Source organism: uncultured Gemella sp. (genome assembly GCF_963525875.1).
Lineage (GTDB): Bacteria > Bacillota > Bacilli > Staphylococcales > Gemellaceae > Gemella.
Genome location: NZ_CAURMG010000015.1, coordinates 1 through 23,496 on the forward strand (window position 1 = coordinate 1; position 23,496 = coordinate 23,496).

15 protein-coding genes are annotated in these 23,496 nt (G+C 31.4%); 1 reads left to right on the forward strand and 14 read right to left on the reverse strand.

Annotated features, from left to right (window positions below; all coding sequences use genetic code 11):
* The 10 genes from RWQ73_RS04150 to RWQ73_RS04195 all read right to left on the reverse strand — a co-directional run.
* Positions 1-835 (reverse strand): YSIRK-type signal peptide-containing protein (locus RWQ73_RS04150; RefSeq protein ID WP_314406802.1); only part of this gene is annotated, 835 nt, incomplete at its 3' end.
* 715 nt (positions 836-1,550) lie between these two features.
* Positions 1,551-6,500: a YPDG domain-containing protein gene (locus tag RWQ73_RS04155; protein WP_314406803.1), complete on the reverse strand. Its 4,950-nt coding sequence runs from the start codon at positions 6,498-6,500 to the stop codon at positions 1,551-1,553.
* 363 nt (positions 6,501-6,863) lie between these two features.
* Entirely contained in the window at positions 6,864-7,247 is a 384-nt protein-coding gene (locus RWQ73_RS04160) for a hypothetical protein (RefSeq protein ID WP_314406804.1), read from the reverse strand.
* Positions 7,248-7,606: 359 nt separating this feature from the next.
* Positions 7,607-9,274 carry a SulP family inorganic anion transporter gene (locus RWQ73_RS04165; RefSeq protein WP_314406805.1) on the reverse strand — a complete coding sequence of 556 codons (1,668 nt, stop codon included), beginning with the start codon at positions 9,272-9,274 and terminating at the stop codon, positions 7,607-7,609.
* Positions 9,275-9,602: 328 nt separating this feature from the next.
* The gene (gene miaA / locus RWQ73_RS04170) at positions 9,603-10,502 is read right to left on the reverse strand and encodes a tRNA (adenosine(37)-N6)-dimethylallyltransferase MiaA (RefSeq protein WP_314406806.1); all 900 of its coding nucleotides are present in this window, start codon (positions 10,500-10,502) and stop codon (positions 9,603-9,605) included.
* Between the two features lie 8 nt (positions 10,503-10,510).
* A complete protein-coding gene (mutL, locus tag RWQ73_RS04175) occupies positions 10,511-12,637 on the reverse strand; it encodes a DNA mismatch repair endonuclease MutL (RefSeq protein WP_314406807.1) in 2,127 nt (708 codons plus the stop codon).
* A 5-nt stretch (positions 12,638-12,642) separates the two neighbouring features.
* Complete coding sequence (gene mutS, locus RWQ73_RS04180; protein WP_314406808.1) at positions 12,643-15,405, reverse strand: DNA mismatch repair protein MutS; 2,763 nt, start codon at positions 15,403-15,405, stop codon at positions 12,643-12,645.
* A gap of 410 nt (positions 15,406-15,815) precedes the next feature.
* Positions 15,816-16,934: a Fic family protein gene (locus RWQ73_RS04185; protein WP_314406809.1), complete on the reverse strand. Its 1,119-nt coding sequence runs from the start codon at positions 16,932-16,934 to the stop codon at positions 15,816-15,818.
* Between the two features lie 316 nt (positions 16,935-17,250).
* Entirely contained in the window at positions 17,251-17,487 is a 237-nt protein-coding gene (locus RWQ73_RS04190; protein WP_314406810.1) for a hypothetical protein, read from the reverse strand.
* Between the two features lie 22 nt (positions 17,488-17,509).
* A complete protein-coding gene (locus RWQ73_RS04195) occupies positions 17,510-17,692 on the reverse strand; it encodes a hypothetical protein (RefSeq protein ID WP_314406811.1) in 183 nt (60 codons plus the stop codon).
* 514 nt (positions 17,693-18,206) lie between these two features.
* Here RWQ73_RS04195 and RWQ73_RS04200 point away from each other — a divergent pair.
* A complete protein-coding gene (locus tag RWQ73_RS04200) occupies positions 18,207-19,490 on the forward strand; it encodes an FtsW/RodA/SpoVE family cell cycle protein (protein WP_314406812.1) in 1,284 nt (427 codons plus the stop codon).
* Positions 19,491-19,531: 41 nt separating this feature from the next.
* Here RWQ73_RS04200 and RWQ73_RS04205 read toward each other — a convergent pair whose 3' ends face one another.
* From RWQ73_RS04205 to RWQ73_RS04220, 4 genes are read right to left on the reverse strand one after another with little or no spacing between them, the layout of a single operon-like run.
* A complete protein-coding gene (locus RWQ73_RS04205) occupies positions 19,532-20,593 on the reverse strand; it encodes a M42 family metallopeptidase (protein WP_314406813.1) in 1,062 nt (353 codons plus the stop codon).
* Between the two features lie 4 nt (positions 20,594-20,597).
* Positions 20,598-20,867, reverse strand: coding sequence for a hypothetical protein (locus tag RWQ73_RS04210; protein ID WP_314406814.1), 270 nt, complete (start codon positions 20,865-20,867; stop codon positions 20,598-20,600).
* Between the two features lie 10 nt (positions 20,868-20,877).
* A complete protein-coding gene (locus RWQ73_RS04215; RefSeq protein ID WP_314406815.1) occupies positions 20,878-21,750 on the reverse strand; it encodes a 2-oxoacid:ferredoxin oxidoreductase subunit beta in 873 nt (290 codons plus the stop codon).
* 1 nt (position 21,751) lies between these two features.
* Positions 21,752-23,494 (reverse strand): 2-oxoacid:acceptor oxidoreductase subunit alpha, encoded by a 1,743-nt coding sequence (locus RWQ73_RS04220; RefSeq protein WP_314406816.1) that lies wholly within the window; start codon positions 23,492-23,494, stop codon positions 21,752-21,754.
* Positions 23,495-23,496: the final 2 nt, after the last annotated feature.

The following is a 23,496-nucleotide window of genomic DNA, read 5'->3' on the forward strand; positions in this document are numbered from 1 at the left end:
CAATTGTTGTCGTTTTAGCGAACATATCTACTTTATTTTCTGTATATTCTCTTAATCCATTTCTTACGACTCTACCTCCATCACTTGCACGGTGACGTTGATAAATTAATAAGTTATCACCTGAATCCCATGTTGAAGAAATTGAAGCTGCTCTAACATTAGTCCCCTCTTCAATTTTATTTCCATTACGTGGATCACGAGATCCAGTATTAGTAATTGTATTTTCTCCTTCTTTTATTACTTTTTCAGGAGTATTAGCCTTCGGCATTGAAGATAATACAAAGATTTTCTCGCTTAGTTTTTTAGCTATTGCATCAATTTCGGCTTGTGTTAGCTCAGCACTAGTACTATTAAGTATATTTTTAGCATTTTCTAAATCTATTTTAATAGCTGCTAATGTAGATGCAGCTGCTTTGTCTTTATTGATTTTTTCTAGCAGTTCTTCTACTTTTTCAATATTAGTTTGTAATTTCGCTTTATCTAATACCTTTTCCTCTACTTTTTTATCAGTATTAGCATTGTTATTTACTGTTGAAGTAGCATCAATTGACACTTCCTCCTTTTTAGCAGGTTTTACAACTTCTTTTTCTGTTGAGATATTATTATTTAGAACATCTGTCTTTCCATCATTTGAACTATTTACTTTCTCAACACTAGTATCTTTTTCTATCTTTTCACCTGGTACTTCTCCCGCATTAGCTATACCAGCACCAAAGAAGATACTAGCTCCTATAACAACCGAAGCTGCACCAACTTTGAACTTTTTAATAGAGTAGGTTTCTACTTTTACTCCACTTTTTGTATCCTTTAAATACTTATTGTTTTTTCCTATCACTTACGTTTCTCCTTCCTCTTTTTGTTTCTTAAAGATAAATAAAAACAATTCTACAACTATAGTTATACATGATAAATAGCCATTTATAAACACTTCACCCTATCTACCTATGTTACTAATTATATATTATACTATTTATACTTTAAATGTACTTTAATTAACCTATTATTCTCTAAATGAAAACAGATAAAAATAATAATTAATTTGTACTTGTATTATAATATTATATCACAACATCTTTCATATTACTATATATATATATATATATATGCGTGATAAATATACTAGTAAAAAATAAAACAAAATTTTACCTTCTTAAAAAAATTCTTTTATTAAAAAATTTACTAAATCTATAATAATATAAACTATAAATTTAACACTCTATTTACTATATGACAACCATATTATACACCTATTCAAATTAATAAAATAGGGAGTGACTCAAAAATTACAATTTCAAAGAAATCGATTTTATTGAGTCACTCCCGCAAAGTTTGTTAGACATCTAAAAAGATTTTATAAAGTTAATTCAGATATCAACAAAACACTACGTCTATAAGTTATAATATACACTTTTTTTTAAAATTTAAGACTTTTGAGTCAGCCTCATTTTTACAAAATGAAAAGAAGCCCTATTAAGTATCTTTACTACTCTAGGACCCCTCATTCAATATTTATTTATTGTAGAAAAATTTAAGATTATATTCTATGTATTTTATTTTTCATCTTCTCTACGTCTTTTGACAACAGCTAGAAGATTTCCTAACATAGCTAATCCTAATCCTGCTAAAACTGTATTTGTTTCAGATTCGCCAGTATTTGCTAATCGTTTTGTAGATTTGTTCATTGTCGTATCTTTAGTATTATCTTCTATTTGTTTGCCATCATTACCATCAATTCTACCTAAAGCAATTTTTCTAAAGATGTGTGTTACAACATCTCCATCAGTATTAATCTCTGTTCTCACATATTCATATCCTGGTATTGTACCATGTTCATACACTTCATTAGGTTCTCCTAATTTAGATGGAGTTTTAGCATCTTTAGGTCTTAACTCATTTCCTTCTTCATCTACCCACTTAGTAATGATAAGTTTTGGTAAATCGATTGGATTTGGTAATTCTCCGTTTGCAGAAGTTCCAATCTTCGCTGGTGTTGTCACCACTGGTACTTCTACTATTGGTCTACCACCACTTTTAGCAACATTAATTACTGTAACTGTTACGGATACTTCTTCTGCTGATTTATCTGGATAACGTACAAAGATTCTACCTGTTACTTTATCTCCTGGGTTCTTATTCTCTGGAATTGTTACTGTTACTTTTCCTTGGTCGTCTACTGTAATTTTCCCTGGTGTTAAGCTTGTGTACGTTGTTCCTGCTGGGATTATTTTTCCGTTTGCTTCACTTACTGGAATGTCTACTGTCGTTCCTGGTTTCCCACTTCCATCATCATAATTTGGTGTATAGATATCTTTATCGCGGTTGACTACTGTTACACTTACTGGTACTTCTTCTGCTGATTTATCTGGATAACGTACAAAAATTCTACCTGTTACTTTATCGCCTGGGTTCTTATCTGAAGGAATTGCTACCGTTAATTTTCCTTGGTTGTCTACTATGATTTCCCCTGGTGTTAAACTTGTATAAATTGTTCCTACTGGAATATCTTTTCCATTTTCTTCTTTCAGTGGAATTTCTACTGATGCCCCTGGTTTTCCACTTCTATCATTGTACTGTGGTGTGTAGATGTCTTTATCTCGGTTAAGGACTGTGACACTTACTGGTACTTCTTCTACCGAATTATCTGGATAACGTACAAAGACTTTCCCTGTTACTTTATCTCCTGTGTTCTTATCTGAAGGAATTGTTACTGTTACTTTTCCTTGGTCATCTACTGTGATTTCCTCTGGTGTTAAGCTTGTGAATATTGTTCCTGCTGGAATATCTTTTTTATTTTCTTCTTTCAGTGGAATTTCTACTCTAGCTCCTGGTTTTCCAGTACCATCATCATACTTCGGTGTATAATCGCCTTTATCACGGTCTACTACTGTGACTATTACTGGTGCTTCTTCTGATGATTCATCTGGATATCTTACTAGAACTTTTCCTGTTATTTCCTCTCCTGGTTTCTTATTCGCTGGGATTGTTACTGTCACTTTTCCTTGGTCGTCTACTGTCACAACTTCTGGTGTTAAGCTTGTGTAAGTTGTTCCTGCTGGAATTATTTTTCCATTTTCTTCACTAACTGGAATTTCTACTCTAGCTCTTGGTTTTCCACGACCTTCATACTTTGGTGTATAATCATCTTTATCTCTATTGAGTACTGTTACACTTACTGGGACGTCTTCTTTTGAACCATCTGGATATGTTACCGTTACTTTTCCTGTGATTTTATCTCCTGGGTTCTTTTCCCTTGGGATTGTTACGGTTACTTTTCCTTTGGCATCTACTTTGATTACTCCTGGTTGATCGCTTACGTATGTTGTATTTGCTGGAATTGTTTTTCCATTTGCTTCACTTACTGGAATCTCTACTGATGCTCCTGGTTTTCCACTACCACCATTGTACTGTGGTGTGTAATCATCTCTATCACGATTGAGTACTGTTACACTTACTTCTACATTGTCTGTTGAATTATCTGGATAGGTTACTGTAATATTACCTGTTACTATATCTCCTGGGTTCTTTTCCGTTGGGATTCTTACTGTTACTTTTCCTGTAGTTTTATCTACTGTGATGATGCCTGGTGTTCCACTTGTGTAAGTTGTTCTTGCTGGAATTTTTTTCCCATTCACTTCACTTACTGGAATCTCTACTGATGCTCCTGGTTTCCCACGACCCTCATCATACTTCGGTGTATAATCATCTTTATCAGGGCTAATAACTATTACTCTTACCGGTACTTCTTCTTCTGATCCGTCTGGATATCTTACTAGAACCTTTCCTGTTACTTCATCTCCTGGTTTCTTTTCCTCTGGAATTCTTACAATTACTCTTCCACTGCTATATAATAAGATACCCTCAGGTGTTAGACTTTTATAAGTTGTTCTTGCTGGAATTTTTTTTCCATTCGCTTCACTTAACGGAATCTCTACTGTTGCACCTGGTTTTCCACGACCTTCTTCATACTTCGGTGTATAATTATTTTTATCAAGAATAATTACTGTTACACTTACTGGCACTTCTTCTTCTGACCTGTCTGGATATCTTACTAGAACTTTTCCTGTTACTTTATCACCTGGATTCTTATCCGCTGGAATTGTTACCGTTACTTTTCCTTGGTTGTCTACTGTGATTTCCCCTGGTGTTAAACTTGTATAAGTTGTACCTTCTGGAATTGTTTTTCCATTCGCTTCACTTACTGGAATCTCTACTCTAGCTCCTGGCTCCCCTTTACCATCAGGATACTTCAGTGTGTAATAATCTTTATCTAGGTTGACGACTATTACACTTACTGGTGCTTCGTCTATTGTTCCATCTGGATAGGTTACGGTAATCGTACCTGTTACTTTGTCTCCCGGATTCTTATCCGCTGGAATTGTTACAGTCACTTTTCCTTTGGAATCTACTGTGATTCCTGGTTGATCACTTTTAAATACGGTGTTTGATGGAATTGTTCTTCCTCTCGCTTCACTTACTGGAATCTCTACTGATAAACCTGGTTTTCCACGACCTTCTTCATAGTACGGTGTGTAAATAACTTTCTCACGCTCAACATGTACTATTGGTTTATTGTCAACTAATCCATAGTCTTTGTCTGGTACTTCGACTGTTACTTCGACTGATTCTTTACCTGGAATTTCTACCTTAGTTCCTGGTGGATATGTTGACCCATCTGGTTTCTTAGGTGTTACCGTTACCTCGACTGGTACTTCGACTGGAATTGGTTCGGGTACTTTTTCTTTTTCGTCTTCGACTGGAATTTCTACACTAGTTCCTGGTTTCCCGCCACCGTCATCATACTTCGGTGTGTAATCGTCTTTATCACGGTTAACTACTGTTACATTTACTAGTACTTCGTCCGTTGACCTATCTGGATATCGTACAAAAACTTTTCCTGTTACTTTATCTCCTGGATTCTTATCCGAAGGAACTACTACGGTTACTTTTCCTTTGTTATCTACTGTGATTTCATCTGGTGTTAAGCTTGTGTATGTTGTTCCTGCTGGAATTGTTTTTCCAGTTGCTTCAGTTAAAGGAATTTCTACACTAGTTCCTGATTTTCCATTGCTATCATCATACTTTGGTGTGTAATCATCTCTATCGCGGCTAAGGACTGTTACACTTACTGGCACTTCTTCTGTTGATTTATCTGGATAACGTACAAAGACTTTACCTGTTACTTTATCTCCAGGATTCTTATCTGAAGGAATTGTTACAGTTATCTTTCCTTGGTCGTCTACTGTGATTTCTTCTGGTGTTAAGCTTGTGTACGTTGTTCCTTCTGGGATTATTTTTCCAGTTGCTTCAGTTACCGAGATATCTACTGTTGCTCCTGGCTTTCCACTTCCATCATTGTACTGTGGTGTATAGTCATCCTTATCTTGATTGATGACTGTTACACTTACTGGTACTTCTTCTGTTGATTTATCTGGATAACGTACAAAAACTTTTCCCGTTACTTTATCTCTTGGGTTTTTATCTGAAGGAACTGTTACTGTTACTTTTCCTTTGGCATCTACTGTGATTTCTTCTGGTGTTAAGCTTGTGTACGTTGTTCCTTCTGGGATATCTTTTCCATTTTCTTCTTTCAATGAAATTTCTATTTTAGCTCCTGGTTTCCCACTGCCACCATCATACTTCGGTGTGTAATCATCCTTATTTTGGTTAATAACTGTTACACTTACTGGTACTTCTTTGGTTGATTTATCTGGATAAGTTACGATTACTACTGCATTCCCTACATTACCTGATGTATTTGTTGAAGGCTTGCTTTGTACCTTTAAAGTTCCTGGACCAAAGTTTCGTACCTTTGCCTTCACTTCATCATCCGTAATGTTATGGTTATACGGAACTGTTAATGTTTCTCCTGTTGGATTATGACTATCTGCTCTGAATTGAGTACCTTCATCCATACTTTGACCATTACGTGAATCACGAGTTCCAGTGTTAGCAATTGTATTTTCTCCTTCTTTTACTACTTTCTCAGAAGTATTAGCCTTCGGCATTGAAGATAATACAAAGATTTTCTCACTAAGTTTTTTAGCTAGCGCATCAACTTCAGCTTGTGTTAACTCAGCATCAGCACTATTAAGTATTTCTTTCGCATTTTCTAAATCTATTTTTATAGTTTCTAGTGTAGAAGCAGCTGCTTTATCTTTATTGATTTTTTCTAACAGTTCCTCTACTTTTTCAATATTAGTTTGTAATGTTTTTTTATCTAATACTTTTTTCTCTACTTGTTTGTTGGCATCAGTATTATTATTTAATGTTGAGTTAGCATCTGTTTTTTCATCAGTTGAACTAGTTACTTTCTCAATAACTATATTTTCTGTTTTGTCCCCAGATACTTCCGCAGCATTAGCTACCCCGGCTGCACCAAAGAAGATACTAGCTCCTATAATAACCGAAGCTGCACCAACTTTGAACTTTTTTATAGAGTAAGTTTCTACTTTTACTCCACTTTTCGTATTCCTCAAATACTTATTGTTTTTTCCTATCACTTACTTTTCTCCTTTCTTATTATTTCTTAAAGATAAATAAAAACAATTCTATAACTAAAGTAATACATGATAAACAGCAATTTATAAACATTTTATCCCATTTACCTACGTTTCCAATTATACATTATACTAATTATACTTTAAAAATACTTTAATTAATCTATTATTCTCTAGATAAAAATAATAATAAATTTTAATGTCTTAAGAATTTATTTATTAAAAAATATAATAATTCTTTAATAAAGTAAACTATAAATTTAACTCTTTATTTATTATGTGACAATCATGATATATACTTATTCATCTCAATAAAAAAAGACAATCAGTAAACATTTTACTAATTGTCTTAGAATTTATTATATCCTATTCGTTCCCTATTTTTTGTTTCACCTTATTATAACGACGAATAACATTAATACGCTCCAATAAGTGTGGCAATAATATAATAACAATAACAATTGAATTTATCACTTTATTTAGTGTCTCCCCAAAGAAACCTATTAATAGTCCTTTATTTACTATTGAAAGAACTAGATAGATACAACATAAAATTGCTGACACAAAATTCACCATCAAAAATATTCCCGAGTTACTATTCTTCTTCCTTATACTCTGTATTTCTTCATCCGATAACTTTTCTAAAAGTACTTTCTCTTTTTTAATCGTCTCTCTAGATATTCCAAATATAATCAAATAAAAAATACAGAATATCAATGAAAATACTTCTAATAAAATTTCTAAATTCATAATATTAACCTCCATTTAAATTTATTATACTATTCTATCTGTACAAAAAACTACCCACATATATATAACTAGACATAAAAAATTGTTATAAATTAATTTTTTACCATGCACTATACTGATTCAAAACTAAGCAGCCTTAGAAATGGAGAAAGAGGCTGATAAAACTATCAGCCCCTAATATTTTAAAAAAAATTATTAAGTTTGGTATGACTATATTATATATGGTAAACCTTATATGAAATTAAAATTATAATTAAAATTTACTTAAAATATCATTTTACACTTAACATATTTTAATTATTTTATGCATAGAAAAAAATACTCTCATACTAAATACACTCAGTAAAATTCTTTTATTTCTATACTCCTTGTGTTTCCCCTAACTTCTCTGCTCTTTCTAATGATGCATTGATATTTTCACATAGATTTTCTTTGCCTATTTTTTCAATAAACCCTGCTTTTTCCATAACATGATAAGGCTGTTCATTTACGTGCGATAATATTAGTGTTAGCCCACGTTTTTTACATGTTTCTAATATTTCTTCAAGCACTTCTAATCCTGAAATATCCATAACAGGAACATTACGCATTCTTATAATCAGAACATTTTTTCCTTCTCCATGTTCAAAGTTAGTAAATACGTTAGCTGCTCCGAAGAATAATGCTCCAAAAATTTCATAAACAATAGTATTTTTAGGAACATATTTTAAATCAACTTCCTCAGATAATTTATCATCATCAGATGAACCTTTATAAGTCCATTGCCTTACTTCTGCAATATCTGACATACGTTTTAAGAATAAGAATGCTGCTAATACCATACCGAACTCTATCGCAATAACTAAATCGAAGAATAACGTTAGCAAGAATGTAATAACTAACACTGCGATATCACTCTTCGGTGCAGTTTTCACCATACGTACACAAGTACGCCATCCACTCATGTTATACCCTACGATTATTAAAATAGCTGCTAGGCAACTCATAGGTATATACGATGCATATGGCATTAAAAATAATAGTATTAGTAATAAAGTAAATGCGTGTACCATTCCAGCTACTGGCGTTCTACCACCATTTTTTACGTTAGCTGCTGTTCTAGCAATAGCACCTGTAGCAGGTATTCCTCCAAAAAGTGCAGACATAAAGTTTCCTACACCTTGAGCTACTAACTCAGCATTAGATTTATGCTTACTTCCTGTCATACCATCAGATACTACAGCAGATAATAATGATTCTATAGCTGCCAATATTGCGATTGTAAATGCCGGTAAAATCATCTCTCTGATTAGTGAAAATGAAATTGTAGGCATTGCAAAGCTAGGAAGCCCTGCTTTAATCGTATATAGATCACCAATAGTTTTAACTGGCAATTTGAAAATAGCTACTAAGAGTGTTGTAACTATAATTGCTATTAAAGAACCTGGTATTTTTTTAGATACTTTATGCCAGAATACTTGGATTAATATTGCTAGAATCCCTATTGCTAAAGTTATAAAACTTATACTTTTTATGTTATGACTATACGCAACTATCTTTCCAACAAATTCAGCAGGAACTGCTCCCATACTTAATCCTAAAAAATCTTTAATTTGACCTACTACTATTCCCATTGCAATACCTAACGTAAATCCTATAGTAATTGTTTTGGGGATAAATTTAATCAAATCACCAAAGTGAAATATCCCCATTAGGATTAGCATAACTCCTGCCATCAGTGTTGCAACAGTCAGTCCTGCAATCCCATGTTCAGCTATAATTCCATAAATAATAACGACAAACGCTGCAGTAGGCCCACCAATCTGAACCCTACTCCCACCTAAAAATGAAATAAAAAAACCTGCTATAATCGCAGTATAAAGACCTTGTTCCGGATTAACTCCAGATGCAATCGCCAAAGCAATCGACAAAGGTAATGCTATAACAGCTACTATTAAACCTGCTATAATATCTTTTAAACATTGTTCCTTCGTATAATTTTTCATTACACTAAACAACTTCGGCTTAAGATACTTAAATGAATTCATCTTCTCCTCCTACTTCATGAGAATCTTCAGTATTACTAGTTTAGCATATAATGAACAAAAACTCTAGTTAAATCAGAAATACTCTTGAAATATTTTAAAATTTCATAATATATCTTCTCACAACTAGAGTTCAATCTATTATATAATAAATTTATTTGTTATAATTTTTTAAAAAGGGAGTGACTCAAAAATTATGATTCAATGTTGAGTCATCCCCACACAGTTTATTAGATATCTAAAAAGCTTTTATAAAGCGTATTTAGATATCAATAAACCACTGCGTCTATGAATTCTTATATGAACTTTGTTAAATTTTAGGATTTTTGAGTCACTCCCAATTAAATTTCCCCTTGATATCACTAACTACATCTGCCAATAGTTCCTCATTAGCAGTATCATACCACGTTCCATCCATTTTGTTTCTAAACCATGTTAACTGACGTTTAGCATAACGGCGTGAATTTTGAGAAATAGCTGCAATAGTATCTTCTTTAGAAACATTACCATTAAGATACGGAATCATCTCCTTATATCCTATTGCACCTAGAGCTTGCAGTTCAGGACCATACTCTTCTATAATCCCTTTAACTTCTTGTTCAAGCCCTTCTTCAAACATCAATTCGACTCGCTTATTAATACGATTATATAGAACTTCTCTATCGGTATTAAGAACTATTAAAAATGGATTATAACAATCAAGAACAGTATCCCCATTGTTGTTTGTTGTTACACTTTTCTTTTCATTCATTACATAATTGTATGCATTGATTACGCGACGGTGATTTTCTATATCAATCACATTATATGTATCTGGATAATTCTCTTTTAGATATTCTCTTGCCATATCTACATCAATGTCATAAGTTTTCTCCTCTAAATCAGTAAACTCATAATTATTTAGAACAGCATTCATATAAAAACCAGTTCCGCCGATTAATAAAGGCATCTTTCCTCGACCATGTATCTCTTCAATTTTCTTACGTGCTAGTTTTTGAAAATCATAGACAGAACAAGTATCAGTAGGCTCTAGTTCGTCTATTAAATGATGAACTACTCCATCTGTCTCTTCTTTTTTCACCTTTGCAGAACCTATATCAAACTTTTTATAAATTTGAACACTATCTATGGAGATTATTTCACAATTGAACTCTTTTGCAAGTTCAATACTAAGTGCAGTTTTCCCAACTGCAGTAGGTCCTACTATCGCTATTAAAGGTATTTTTTCCATCTTACCTCCTACACTATACGCTTAAACATTTTTTCTAAATCTTTTTTCTCCATTTTTGTAATTATCGGACGACCATGCGGACACGTAAATGGATTCTTACATTCATAAAGATCACTTATAACCTTATTCATCTCTACATCAGTAAGTACTTGATTCGCTTTTATAGACATTTTACAACTCGCCATCGCAATTGCATCATTTCTTAATTCGTTGAAAGTTATATTATTGTTTCTAAGAACCTTCTCTACAATAATTTTAATCATTTGCTCTTCGTCTTCTTCTATCCAACCAGGAAATTCACGAACAACATAAGAATTATCTCCAAATTCCTCAAAAACAATACCAAGTTCCTCGAATTTTTCTAAATTATTACGAACTTCAGCCGCTTCCTCTACAGAAAAATCAAACATAAGTGGGATTAACATCTGTTTTTTATAATTCTTTCTTTCTATAAATTCGCGTTGTAATTTCTCATAATTATATCTTTCTGCAGCTGCGTGCTGATCTATAAGGAATAGCTTGTTATCAGCCTCTGATAGGATATAAGTTTTAAAGATTTGTGCCAACACTTTTAAATCTGGTAAAGTTCTAACTTTTGTATTATCATCATCTTGAACAATTTTCACATCTTTGATTTCATTAAAGTGACTATCATCTTTTACTACATTAGAAACTACTTCTTCAGGGCTATCATCATAACTCACGTTATCTTCTTTTTTAGAGAAATTCATAAAGTTTTCTATTTCTTTTTTAGTTGGTTTATCACCAAACTTATTTCTATTATCACGAGAATGTGAACTGTAAGATAAATCCGGTAAGTCACTCTTAATTCTCTGAGTTTTATTTCTTTGAACATACGTGTTTTCTTTACTTTGTACTGGTGTTTTTTCTTCAGCAGAATTAGTTAACAAATCGCCTCCAAAAAGAAATTTATCTTCTTGAATTATATGACTCACAGATTCTTCTTGAGTATCAGAGAAACTAAGTTCAACTTCAAAATTTGCTTCAGGTTCTTTTTTCTCTTCTGAAAAAATAGCGTTATCTTCTACATCTCCAAACTTATTATCAAGTTCATCTAAGAAATTTATTTTTTCGATTTTCGCTTTTTCTTTTTTCGTAAGAACATTATTCATTCCTTGTGGAATATATGTATAATTACTTAATCTTTCAGCGATAACTTCTTTGATTAGACGAATTAACTCCGCTTCTTTCGATAATCTGACTTCTTGCTTAGTTGGATGCACGTTAACGTCTAATAAAATTGGATCCATCTCGATATTAATTACACATAATGGATACCTATTTATCATTAAAAGCGTGCCATACGCATCGATTATAGCATTTTGAATTCCATAATTTTTAATATAACGACCATTGATAAAAATATTTATATAATTCTTACTAGCTCTTGTCTCTTCAGGAACAGAAATATAACCAAATACTTTGTAATCATCGTTACTTCCACTAAAATCTATCATATTTCTAGCGACACCCATATTATAGATTTTAGATAAAATCTTATGAACATCCCCATCGCCATATGTTTTAAATGTGATTTTCCCGTCTACATGCAACTCAAAAGCCACATTAGGATAAGACAGAGCAAACTTATGAATAATATTAGTAATATTAGCTTGTTCCGTATGTGGATTACGCAGATATTTCAACCTTGCTGGTGTATTATAAAATAAATTCTCTACACTTAAATCCGTCCCTTTTATAGGAGCGTAATATTCCTCTGAAACTACTTTTCCACCTTCAAGAACTAGCATCTTCCCTTGTGCTTCTCCTGCACAACTCTTAATTACTACTTTACTCACAGAGGAAATACTCGCTAATGCCTCACCTCTAAAACCTAGTGTTTCTATGTGAAATAAATCATAGTCAGCACTTATTTTACTAGTCGCGTGACGTAAAAATGCACGTACCAAATCATCATTAGAAATACCACTACCATTATCAATAATTCTAATTTGTTGAATACCAAATTCTTTAATTATAACTTTGATACTAGTACTTCCTGCATCGATAGAGTTTTCTACAAGCTCTTTAACAACAGAAGAAGGTCTTTCGACAACTTCTCCTGCTGCTATTTTATTTGATAATTCTGCAGATAATATATTTATTTTTCCCATTTAATTTATTTCACATCCTCACTTATTTTTCGTTGTAATTCATAAAGAAGATTGAAAGCCTGCATTGGTGTTGTCTCTAAGAAGTTTACACTCTCTAATTGCTTTTTGATTTCATCGAATTTCTCATTATCACCATCAAAATCCAATTGTAATTTCGCATAATTTTTTCCCGACTTTTCTTCGGCTTTTAATTGTTTTCTAATATTCTTTTCTAATTCTTCTTTAAATTCTTTTTCTAACTCAGTACGAAGTTGTAATCTTAGAGACTCTACGTCTGTTTTTACAACATCTTCTTTAACTACTTTGCTGCTATATTCTTTTTCCAGTTCTTGACGTATTTTTTCTCTTAATTTTTCTTCAGACTCTTGCGCTGAAGCATCACTTAATAATACTTTATTATATCTAGCATTATCAACAAAATCCTCACTACCTTTATTACCACTTTCTAATTCTCTTAAGATTTCATTAGCACCTACGATAACATCTTCTGGTAGATGGGCAAGCCTAGCAACATGAATACCATAACTCTTCTCGATAGGGCCTTCATTGATTTTGTATAAGAAAGTTAGCTTTCCATGATCCTCTTTTGCAGAAACATGAATATTCTTTATCCCCTGGGTAATATTTTCTAATTTTGTAAGCTCATGATAATGAGTTGAGAATAATGTTTTACATTTAATAGTATTATTAATGTATTCTAATATCGATTGAGCTAAGGCAATACCATCATATGTCGATGTACCACGACCAATTTCATCAAAAATTAATAATGAATTTGCAGTAGATTCGACTAAAGCATTCTTCGCCTCAATCATCTCAACCATAAACGTCGATTTCCCACCAGCAAGATCATCACTTGCACCAATTCTCGTAAATATTTTATCGAAAATCGGTAAATTCGCAGAAGTCGCTGGCACGAAAGAGCCTATTTGCGCAAGAATCACTATAAGAGCAAGTTGTCTCATATAAGTAGATTTACCAGACATATTCGGTCCTGTAATAAGCAAGATATTATTATCTTTATCTACTTTACAATCATTACTAATATAACTATCAGCACTCACATTTCTCTCAACAATTGGATGACGTCCATCAATGATATCGATAATATTATTATCATTAAACTCAGGTTTTACATACCCATATTCTTCTGCCACATCAGATAATGAAACGAAAACATCAATATCACTTAGAGTATTCGCTACTTTCTGTAATCTTACTATATAATTATGAATCTTCGTCTTAACTTCTTGGAATAATTGCAATTCTAATTCTTCGATTTTTGTTTTAGAATTTACGATATGTTCTTCAACTTTTTTCAGTTCTTCAGATACGAATCTCTCACAGTTAGAAAGTGTTTGTTTCCTATGATAACCTAGTTCTATTGGATCTATAGTTTTAAGCCCTACTTTAGACACTTCGATAAAGTAACCAAAAATCTTATTGTATCCAACTTTTAGATTTTTAACCCCAGTTCTCTCTTTTTCACGTTCTTCGATTTCTAATAATATTCTATTACCATTTTTACTAGCATTCTTATAACTATCTAACTCTTCATTAAAGCCTAATTTAATTACATTACCCTCTTTAACTGTTTGCCCAGCTTCTTCATGGATTGTTGCTTCAAGATAATCGTATAAGTCTGTTAATTCATCAATATTCTCTGCGATATCTTTTAGTTTAGTAGATTCAAATCCTGATAACAATTTCTTAATTTCTGGTATTTGAGCTAATGTTTTCTTCAGATTTAATAATTCCTTAGGACTTACAATATTATAAGAAACTTTTGTAGAAATTCTCTCAAGGTCATATACTTCTTTCAAACTAGTTTTCACATCAGCTTTTTCAAAATAATGTTTAGTAAAATCTTCTACAATTTCCTGACGTTTTTTAATTTCTTTAAGATCTAACAATGGATTTTCTAACCATTTTTTCAGTTTTCTAGAACCCGCAGCTGTTGAAGTTTTATCTACAATACTAAGAAGAGAACCTTTTTTACCACCATTAGCCATGTTCTGAGTAACTTCTAAGTTTTTTAATGAGTAGTTCGTCATATAAACAAACTTATCTTTAAAATATACTTCAAAATCTTTAAGGCTTGAAATATCTTTATTTTGAGTTTTTTCAATATAATCTAAAAGAACATCACAGGCTACACGAAGATTGATATCAGTAATATTACTTGTTTTCTGTTTTGTAATATCATTAGGTAATTCAACTTCAGTAATATAAGCACTAATATCCAACTCTTGATCTTTTACGCTAATTACTTCTTTAATATTATTTTTTAATATCTCATCTTGAAGATCAGCCATTGTTTTAAGTACAGTACAACGGCTATCTCCTGTCATAATGTCACAAAATGCAAAGTAAATATTATTATCCTTTACATATGCACTACCTAAATAGTTATTCTCATCATAGTTTTTGTAGTTCATGTAAGTTCCTGGTGTAATTACCTGAACTACCTTACGCTCTACGATTTTCCCTTGACCAGGTTCAGAAACTTGTTCGCATATCGCTACTTTATATCCATTATTTACTAAAGTATCTATATAAGTTGCTGATGAATGAAATGGAACTCCACACATAGGAATTTTTTCAGCTCCCCCATCACGAGCAGTTAAGGTTATTTCTAATATTTTTGATGCTCTAGTCGCATCTTCAAAGAACATCTCATAAAAATCACCAAGACGGTAAAATACAAACGTATCTTGATAATCTTTTTTTATCTTCAGATATTGTTCTATCATTGGAGTATATTTCATCTCAAAAGTTCCTTTCTCTTTATTTCTTCCATATATTTATAACATATATAATTTTAGCATAAAACACGAGTTTTTTAAAATAAATCCTTTAATAATTAATTATTAGATTTTTATTTGATATAATCGAGTTAGAAAGAGTAGTTAGGGAGTGTAATATCTTCTAAATAAGGATTGCGGTAGTCGTTTATTTTTCAAAGTCAAAGACTGAAGAAAAATATTACGAATAGCGTACTTAAAAAAGGGAGTGACCCAAAAATCTTGATTTCGTAAAAATCATGATTTTTAAGTCACCATCATATTTCAATTAAGTAATTTTATTGAACAACTTTATAACTACCTATTCACAAAATCATATTATATTACTATAGCTATAGCCATAAAAATAATCTTAGTCTTTTAAATTTTTAGTATTATCCTATAGTTCTGATTAGATCATAGTTATAATATTTTATATTTCTTCTAGACGATTTATCCTTATCTAATAAATTATTAACAACAAGGTAATCCAACGCTTTTTTTACCGTTTGTTTATGGTACCCTGTTATCTCGGCTATATCAGTTGCTGTTGCTATTGGCTCTCTAAATGTTGCTAACCACACGTCCGATTGAACTGATGTTTTACATTTATTTAATCCTGTAGATGCGAGTGTTTCTGCAGTTTCTATTTTTTCTATAATTTTATTAGCCATTCTTTCACTTGCATTCAAGAAGAAAATTATCCAACTTATCCAACTTGGCGTTTCTCCTCTTGTTTCATTTAAAGTATTATAATATCTAATTCTTTCCACTTCTAACTCTTCACTAACGAAAAATAACGGAGCTTCCATTATTTTTTCTTTTATCGCCATTAAAACTATTAATATACGTCCTAATCTACCATTCCCATCCAAAAACGGATGAATAGATTCAAATTGTGCATGCATTATCGCTATTCTAAGAAGTGAATCTATTTGGTGATCAAATAATTCTTTATCCTCACCCACTTTTTTATCGAAATCTCTATGATATTCTCCATTTATAAAATATTCTAAATTTGTCATATATTCATTTATTAAATTTGCATTTATTGGAATATAAACTGCATTTTCTATTTTTTTATCTGGTCCAATAAAGTTTTGTATCTTTCTAAATTCCCCTTTATTTGAAACCGTTCCTCGTGCATCTTCCATTAAAATAGCATGTAATTCTTTAATCATTCTGGTAGAAATTACATCACCACTTTTTATCAATTTAACTCCATGTTCTATTGCTTTATGATAATTAAGGACTTCAGTTTGTTGCCAAGATTTATTTTTTTTACTTTTATTTTCCATGATTTCATAAAATGTAACTTGTGTCCCTTCAATTCTAGTAGATTGAACTGATTCATTAAGTGTTAGCAAACTTAATATCGACTTATTTACTATCGATTTTCTTAAAATTGTGTCAAGTTTTCCTATTTTTTTATTGACACTTGATAATTTCTTAAAGATTTCTATAGCATCTTTATTTTGTATTTCTATTGGTAATTTTTTTATTCCTTCTAACATCCCTTTATACTCCTTAGTATATTTTTTTCTTTTTTTTGTATTATAATCAATTATAATATATTATTTTTAGAATTACAATGCTTTTGTATCTGTATTTTTAAATCAATTTCTATAAATAGAATATTATATAATTAAGTACAAAATACATACAATAACAACATAGTTGTAAATAAGGAAAAATAAACAAGGAATTATTGTATGTCTGAAAAAATATTACAAATATCATATACAACAGAAACTTAAAAAGGGAGCGACTAAAAAATCCCGATTTCTTCGAAATTACGATTTTTGAGTCACTCCCTCTCTTTTACGTTTTCTAATACCAAGCAACTACTCTTCTATCTGAAAAATCATTTTCATCTAACATTCTCAATAATCCTTGGTATGCATGCATTAAGTACATCGTTTGTTTGTATTTATCTGCTCGTTTAATTAACCTAACCTCTCTTGAAAGTAAATCTAACTCTATCGTTCCATAATCTTCAGTGTTCTCTGGAAAATAATTATATACAACAACATTATTATTAATTTTTACCAGTTTTAAAAGTAACATAACCTTTCTTCCTTTACTAAAATCAAAAAGTGCTCATTATTTTATATTTTTCTTCTTCTGTTAAATCATCTAGGGATATATTATTCTCTTTCACGTATTCCCTTAACTTACCTATATTAAAATGTGTTGGTATATCTTCTCCGGTTGTAAATGTACCATCTGGAGAAAGTTCATCTAATTTATATAGATCTTCTTTATTTATCATCAGAAACACTCCGTTATATTGTATTATTCTTTTATATCTAAAATTTATTATACCACTTTTTAAATTATAATCTCAATAAATATGTTATATTATGAGACATACAAAAACTAAAAATAGATAACAGAATAATTTATATTCTTCATACTTTTTTTAGAAAAACTCCTCTGTCAATTGATTATTAAATTTTTATTTGATATAATCAAGCTGGAGAGAGAAGTTAAGGGATGGAATGTCTTCTAAATAAGGATTACGGTAGTCGTTTATTTTTCAAAGTCATAGACTAAAGAAAAATACTACGAATAATTTATACTACGACTACTATAATTTCTACAAACGTAGTGAGTTAAGAAATTATTAGTAAAGTCAGTGTCAAACAGCTCTCTCTTTTATATTTTTTTCTAACATAAATAAATTTAGAATACAATATTCTTGATAAACAGTAAATATACATATAAACTATTTATTTTTAAGAATAACTAGTTAAATTGTATAATTACATCAAAGGAGTTGACTTATGTTAAATTTCATAAAAAATAAAACAAATTTATCAATATTGATATTTTATTTTATATTTAGCTTTTCTAGTTTACTATTTATACTATTAGCTGAATATAACAATAATAAAACACCTACATTATTCCTTAAGCAATTTATTTTCTATGCTGTTGGTCTTGGAATAATATATTTACTTCAAAAAATACCAATAGATTATATAGAACGATTTTCTATATTCTTCTATTTACTTGCACTAGTTCTTTTGGTCGGTATATTTTTAGTCCCACCTACTCTTGCTCCAATAGTTAATGGTGCTCGTAGCTGGTATAACTTTAGAATATTTACCTTACAACCTTCAGAATTTAGTAAAATAGCTACTGTAGCAATGGTTAGTATGCTTATTAAAGAAAAGAGTTTTAAAGAAAACACAGATACAATTAAACTTTTAAAAATAGCTTTAATAATTTCTATACCTTTTATACTAGTCCTAAAAGAAAATGACTTAGGAAATGGATTGTTTTTCATCTTTTTATTCCTAGGATTAGTCTTCTTAGTTTGTAACAAAGGTAAAACGTTATTTAGAATTTATTCAGTAGTTATAGCAGGACTAGCAGTTATTATTCTAGCTGCTTTATACTTCCCGAGGTTACTTAGCTTGGTTGGTTTAAAATCTTATCAACTAAATCGAATTCTATCATGGCTAAATCCTGAAGCATATAAGTTAGATTATTCTTATCAAATTACTCAAGTACTTAGAGAGATTAAACTAGGTGGATTAACTGGTACATTTATTAAGAATAAAAACTATATAGATGAACAATTTAATGATTTTATTTTCTCTATAATCGCAAAGAACTTTGGATTTATAGGTGCAGCAATATTCTTATTTATCTTCTTCATCTTTGTTCTGAGATTATTTAATATAATGAAAAAATGTGAACAAGGTAACTATAGCTACTACTTTATTCTTCTTAGTGTTTGTAGCTTTTGCTTTTCATTTTTCATCAATATATTCTCAACACTGAGCATTATTCCAGTTATCGGTATTAGTATGCCATTTATAAGTTATGGTGGTAGTTCTCTAATCGCAAATAGCATTTTATTCGGAATAATAGTAAAAATTCATGCGACAATACAAGAAGAATATATGGAAGATGAATACTATGATAACTACGAAGAAGATTATGATGAGGTTCAATATGAAGAAGATTATGATCCTTTAGAACCTGTATACGAAAATAACAACAATAGGTATTATGAAGAAGAACCTCAACAATTTCGTCGAAGTAAGAGAAAAAGATAAAAAAATGAGGATAGAAAAAACTTCTATCCTCATTTTTCTTTTTATTTTCTTACATCTTCAATGAATTTATCATCGATAGTTTCAATAAGTTTCCCTAGAATTGCTTTTGCAGCATAATAGTCACGTATATCAAATACGGCATTATGAGTATGGATATAACGAGCACAAATTCCAATTACAGTTGTTGGAATACCATTTAATGCTTGGTGAATATTACCCGCATCTGTTCCACCTGGTGAAGTGAAGTATTGGTATTTAATTCCATTTTCTTCTGCAAGTGCTACAATTTTTTCTCTCATATTAGCACGAAGTACCATAGTTCTATCAACTAATCTTACTAAGAATCCTTCTCCTAAGCGTCCATTGCTTGTTTCTTTTCCATCCATATCGTTTGCTGGACTACAGTCTACAACGAAACATACATCAGGTTTAATCATATTAGCAGCAACTGTTGCACCACGTAGACCCACCTCTTCTTGAACTGTAGCACAAGCCACCAAGTTAAAGTCTAGTTCCTTATCAGCAAATTGTTCTAGAATTTCTGTAATAATTACACATCCGTAACGATTATCTACTGCCTTACTCATAAATCTATTTTCAGTAAGTTGTTCAAATGTTGTTTTTGGTGTAACAAACGCACCTTCACGAATTCCCATCGCTAACGCTTCTTCTCTCGAAGATGCACCAACATCGATAGTCATGTCACTAATTTTTACATTTTGAGCCACTCCAGCAGTGAAGTGTTTAGGTATTGAACCGATAACACCCGTGAATTTTTTCCCTTCATATGAAGTCACTGTATATGTTTGAGCTAAAAGAACATCTTCTCTGAAACCACCAAGTGTTTCAAACTTAAGCATACCATTCGGTAACACCTTAGTTACTATAAACCCTACTTCATCCATATGAGCTGCTATCATGACAGTTTTAGCATTCTCTTTTTTAGATTTTTTAATAGCATAGATTCCACCTAGATTATCGAATTTAATCTCATCAGCATACTTAGATAGGTTTTCTTCTAAATATCTTGAAATCTCACTTTCAAATCCTGATGTACCATCTAACATTGTTAATTCTTTGAATCTTTCTATTGATTTACTCATTTTCTTATACCTCTTTTATGTACTCTATTGTTTCACTTTCTTTATTATAACGAACTTCGTACTTAATATTATCATTATCAAAATAGAACATTAAATATGAATTTTCTTTTAAGTTAAGCGTATAACTATCAATAACATCATATCCTAAAGCTATTAATTTGTTTCTACACCTATCTATGTGATCATTATCCAATTCTTGTTCTTCTGTTTTTTGATAAATACGATATCCAGCATAAGCTGCTACTAATGGAACTAGTATTTTTATGAATTTCATATTTTACCTCTTATCTGAACTCATCACATAACGCGTTAAACATTTCTTCACTAAATTCTAAGTTTTGGTGAGCAATTGGTTCATCACGTTTATAGTTACGCAAAGTATCTTCGTAATGAGGCTTCTTCTCATTTTTATAAATTACACCTGTTACAAGGTCATTGTACTCTTCTAATACTCTGTATGCTTCTAATTTATTAGTATTATCATAACCCTCAATATCAGAAAGTTTTGTTAAATTCTCTTTGTACCAAGCCGGTGTATTTTTGTAGTTATATGTTTTACATGGGCTAAATACATTGACTAATGAGAATCCGTCATGATTGATAGCTTCTTCAAAAATTTGCATCATTTCTTTCATATCACCAGTAAAGGCTTGAGCTAGGAAAGTAACCTCACATGATAAGGCAATTTTCATCGCTGATAATGGTTTTTCCATTACACCTTCTAATGTTGTAGTTGTTATTAAACCTTCATCAGATTTAGGCGACATTTGACCTTTAGTTAAGGCATAAAGTTGGTTATCCATTACTACATAAGTCATATTTACATTACGTTTCATAGCGTGAACAGCATGCCCTATACCAATGGCGTATCCATCTCCATCTCCACCCATAGCGAAAACTGTTAGATCTTGGTTAGCTAGTTTTATTCCTTGAGCTACCGGAAGTGAACGTCCATGTAATCCTTGTACTCCATATGCTTTTGTATATCCACTAATCTTTCCAGAACATCCAATTCCCGCAGAAATTACAACATTCTCAGGTTTAATCCCTAGATTTACAACAGCTCTATTTATACCCGCAAGTACCGAGAAGTCTCCACAACCGGCACACCAATCGGGCTTAACATCATTTTTATAATCTTTTAATGTTACTTTCAAATTATTTCTCCTCCTCTAGTAATTGTTCAACAAGTTGATGAGTATAATAAATATCTCCATCATATTTTAGTAAACTTCCAATTTTTTCTGAATTGTGATATTTACTTGCGATTACTGTACGTAATTGCTTATTATGATTGTGTTCAACAATATATACTTTTCTATATTTATCAAAAGTATCACGAATAGACTGAGCAACCGGATAAATTTGACGGATTTGCATAGTATCAATCTTCATACCTTGTTCTTTTAGTTGCTTAGCTGCTTTATTTAATACTCCATAAGTTGAGTTAACACCTACTAATAGAATATCTTTTTCATCATTATACTCATTTAATATAAATGGTCTTTCAACTAATGCTGATTCAATCTTGTTAGCACGTTTTTCTTTTTGACGTACCGTGTTACGTTTAACTTCTGAAGGTAATCCTACAACAGAGTGTTCATAACTATTTGCGTTGTGAATTCCACCTTTTTGACCAGGAATTGTTCTATTAGAAACTAGTACATCAGTAGCATAACGTTTGAAATAGATAATATCTTCTTCAGTAATTTCTTCTTGTTTTAATAAGTTTCCACGATCAATTTGAACCCTGCTAAAATCAAAACTAGGAACTGTTTCTTTGTTCATTCCTAATTGTAAATCCATTAAAACAATGACTGGAGTTTGGTATTTTTCTGCCATATTAAATGCATCAATCATAGTATAGAAACAATCTTCCACAGATGTAGGAGCCAATACAATACGAGAAGCATCCCCTGTTCCACCATATACAGCGTGGAAAATATCAGATTGTTCTGTTTTAGTTGGAAGACCTGAAGAAGGTCCACCCCTTTGAACATCTACAATTACAACTGGTTGTTCTGCCATTGCTGCCATACCTAAGAACTCAGTCATAAGCGAAATACCAGGTCCAGAAGTAGCTGTCATAGCACGAACACCTGCGAAGTTCGCTCCGATAGCAACACCTAGAGCTGCAATCTCATCTTCAGTCTGAATATAAGCACCATTTACTAGTGGAAGTTTATCAAATAAATATTCCATTATCTCTGTAGCCGGCGTAATAGGATATCCTGCATAAAGTCTGCATCCCGCAACCAACGCTCCTAGCCCTGCTGCATGGTTACCGATTAACCACATGTTCTTATGAGTTGGATTTAATTTTTTAAGATAATATTTATCATTTATATTATTCTCAGCCATGAATTCACTCATAATTTCACGACCTTTATCAAAAGCTTGAATATTAGTATTTACAATTTCTTCACCTTTACTAGAAAATTTAGATTCAATCATATCATAGAATATTTTTGAATCAATATCTAATAATGCTGAACAAATTCCAAGTGTAATAATGTTTTTAATAATTGGATTAGCAATCTCTTTTGCTAAATCTGTAATTGGGAATATCGCTACTAAACCTTTAATCTCTTCCGAAATTTCAGGTTTAATTTTAGCATCCGCAATAATAATACTATTTTCATCTAATTCTGGGATATAGCTGTCCAGTGTAGCTTGGTCAAAAGCTATAAGAATATCAGTCTTGTAATCAATAACATTAATTTTATCTTCCGATATACAAATCTTACTATTACTGTGCCCACCTTTAATTCTACTTGCGAAGTCTCTTGTAGAATACATGTGATAGCCTAGTGTATTTATTACTGTAGAGAATATCTCGGCTGTACTTTCTAAACCTTCACCTTGTTCTCCACCAATTTTCCATCCTAATTTATTAATCATAT